Origin of the sequence: Noviherbaspirillum suwonense (genome assembly GCF_900182955.1) — a bacterium.
In the GTDB taxonomy this organism is placed as follows: Bacteria; Pseudomonadota; Gammaproteobacteria; order Burkholderiales; family Burkholderiaceae_D; genus Noviherbaspirillum_A; species Noviherbaspirillum_A suwonense.
Window position 1 is genome coordinate 1 of the sequence record NZ_FXUL01000054.1, and the last position, 3,047, is coordinate 3,047.

2 rRNA genes are annotated in these 3,047 nt (G+C 52.9%); both read right to left on the reverse strand.

The features are described from left to right. Positions 1-26: 26 nt before the first annotated feature. Positions 27-139, reverse strand: a 5S ribosomal RNA gene (gene rrf, locus QOL82_RS28915). A gap of 191 nt (positions 140-330) precedes the next feature. Continuing rightward, positions 331-3,047, reverse strand: a 23S ribosomal RNA gene (locus tag QOL82_RS28920).

Consider the following 3,047-nt stretch of genomic DNA (forward strand, 5'->3'; position numbering starts at 1 on the left):
GGCGACGGGGGTCTTCTGGTGTAACAGCCTGACGATGACCTACTTTCACACTGGTTGCAGCACTATCATCGGCGCTAAGTCGTTTCACGGTCCTGTTCGGGATGGGAAGGGGTGGTACCAACTCGCTATGGTCATCAGGCATGACTTGTCGGTTCCCTGGCGCGCCCCTACGGCGGCGCTGTCAGGCAACCCAAACTGGAAGAAGTATTTTGTCTTGCAACTGCTGCAGCGAGCCATTCCGGCTGCTGCGATCAATGATCCGTCTTGCAGGGTTGTGAGTATCGCGTCACATGCACCGCACACAGCGTCCACTTTAACCGTCAAGGTTATAGGGACAAGCCGCACGGGCAATTAGTACTGGTTAGCTTAACGCATTACTGCGCTTCCACACCCAGCCTATCAACGTCCTGGTCTCGAACGACCCTTTAGGGGAGTCAAGCTCCCGGGAAGTCTCATCTCAAGGCGAGTTTCCCGCTTAGATGCTTTCAGCGGTTATCTCTTCCGAACTTAGCTACCCGGCAATGCCACTGGCGTGACAACCGGTACACCAGAGGTTCGTCCACTCCGGTCCTCTCGTACTAGGAGCAGCCCCCTTCAAACTTCCAACGCCCACGGCAGATAGGGACCAAACTGTCTCACGACGTTTTAAACCCAGCTCACGTACCACTTTAAATGGCGAACAGCCATACCCTTGGGACCGGCTACAGCCCCAGGATGTGATGAGCCGACATCGAGGTGCCAAACTCCCCCGTCGATATGAACTCTTGGGAGGAATCAGCCTGTTATCCCCAGAGTACCTTTTATCCGTTGAGCGATGGCCCTTCCATACAGAACCACCGGATCACTATGTCCTACTTTCGTACCTGCTCGACTTGTCAGTCTCGCAGTTAAGCACGCTTATGCCATTGCACTATTAGCACGATGTCCGACCGTACCTAGCGTACCTTCGAACTCCTCCGTTACACTTTGGGAGGAGACCGCCCCAGTCAAACTGCCTACCATGCACTGTCCCCGATCCGGATAACGGACCAAGGTTAGAACCTCAAACAAACCAGGGTGGTATTTCAAGGTTGGCTCCACGGGAACTGGCGTCCCCGCTTCAAAGCCTCCCACCTATCCTACACAGATTGGTTCAAAGTCCAATGCAAAGCTACAGTAAAGGTTCATGGGGTCTTTCCGTCTAGCCGCGGGTAGATTGCATCATCACAAACATTTCAACTTCGCTGAGTCTCGGGAGGAGACAGTGTGGCCATCGTTACGCCATTCGTGCAGGTCGGAACTTACCCGACAAGGAATTTCGCTACCTTAGGACCGTTATAGTTACGGCCGCCGTTTACTGGGACTTCAATCAAGAGCTTGCACCCCATCATTTAATCTTCCAGCACCGGGCAGGCGTCACACCCTATACGTCCACTTTCGTGTTTGCAGAGTGCTGTGTTTTTATTAAACAGTCGCAGCCACCAGTTTATTGCAACCCCGTCACCCTTCTGGCGCAGGCCAGTCAAGCTACCAGGGCGTACCTTATCCCGAAGTTACGGTACCAATTTGCCGAGTTCCTTCTCCCGAGTTCTCTCAAGCGCCTTAGAATACTCATCTCGCCCACCTGTGTCGGTTTGCGGTACGGTCTCGTGTGACTGAAGCTTAGAGGCTTTTCTTGGAACCACTTCCGATTGCTTCGCAGCATAAAGCCGCTCGTCTCGACCCCTTGAATCATGCCCCCGGATTTGCCTAAGGGCCTTCTACAAGTCAAGAACCGGGACATCCAACACCCGGACAACCATTCGCGATCCGTCCCCCCATCGCATCACACGACGGTGCAGGAATATTAACCTGCTTCCCATCAGCTACGCATCTCTGCCTCGCCTTAGGGGCCGACTCACCCTGCTCCGATGAACGTTGAACAGGAAACCTTGGGCTTACGGCGTGGGGGCTTTTCACCCCCATTATCGCTACTCATGTCAGCATTCGCACTTCTGATACCTCCAGCATCCTTTACAAGACACCTTCGCAGGCTTACAGAACGCTCTCCTACCATATGTACAGTAATAAATTACGTACATATCCGCAGCTTCGGTGACTGGCTTAGCCCCGTTACATCTTCCGCGCAGGACGACTCGATCAGTGAGCTATTACGCTTTCTTTAAAGGGTGGCTGCTTCTAAGCCAACCTCCTGACTGTTTTAGCCTTCCCACTTCGTTTTCCACTTAGCCAATCTTTGGGACCTTAGCTGGCGGTCTGGGTTGTTTCCCTCTTGACGCCGGACGTTAGCACCCGACGTCTGTCTCCCAAGCTCGCACTCATCGGTATTCGGAGTTTGCAATGGTTTGGTAAGTCGCGATGACCCCCTAGCCATAACAGTGCTCTACCCCCGATGGTGATACTTGAGGCACTACCTAAATAGTTTTCGGAGAGAACCAGCTATTTCCAAGTTTGTTTAGCCTTTCACCCCTACCCACAGCTCATCCCCTAATTTTTCAACATTAGTGGGTTCGGACCTCCAGTACCTGTTACGGCACCTTCATCCTGGCCATGAGTAGATCACTTGGTTTCGGGTCTACACCCAGCGACTGTCGCCCTGTTCGGACTCGATTTCTCTACGGCTTCCCTATGCGGTTAACCTTGCCACTGAATGTAAGTCGCTGACCCATTATACAAAAGGTACGCCGTCACGGATCAAGTCCGCTCCGACTGTTTGTATGCACACGGTTTCAGGATCTATTTCACTCCCCTTCCGGGGTTCTTTTCGCCTTTCCCTCACGGTACTGGTTCACTATCGGTCGATTACGAGTATTTAGCCTTGGAGGATGGTCCCCCCATGTTCAGACAGGATTTCACGTGTCCCGCCCTACTTGTCGCAAGCCTAGTTCCACATTACGGATTTCGTGTACGGGGCTATCACCCGCTGCGGCTGCTCTTTCCAGGGCATTCCACTATCCATGATGCTAAATCTTGCAGGCTGGTCCCATTTCGCTCGCCACTACTCTGGGAATCTCGGTTGATTTCTTTTCCTGCAGCTACTTAGATGTTTCAGTTCGCCGCGTTCGCCT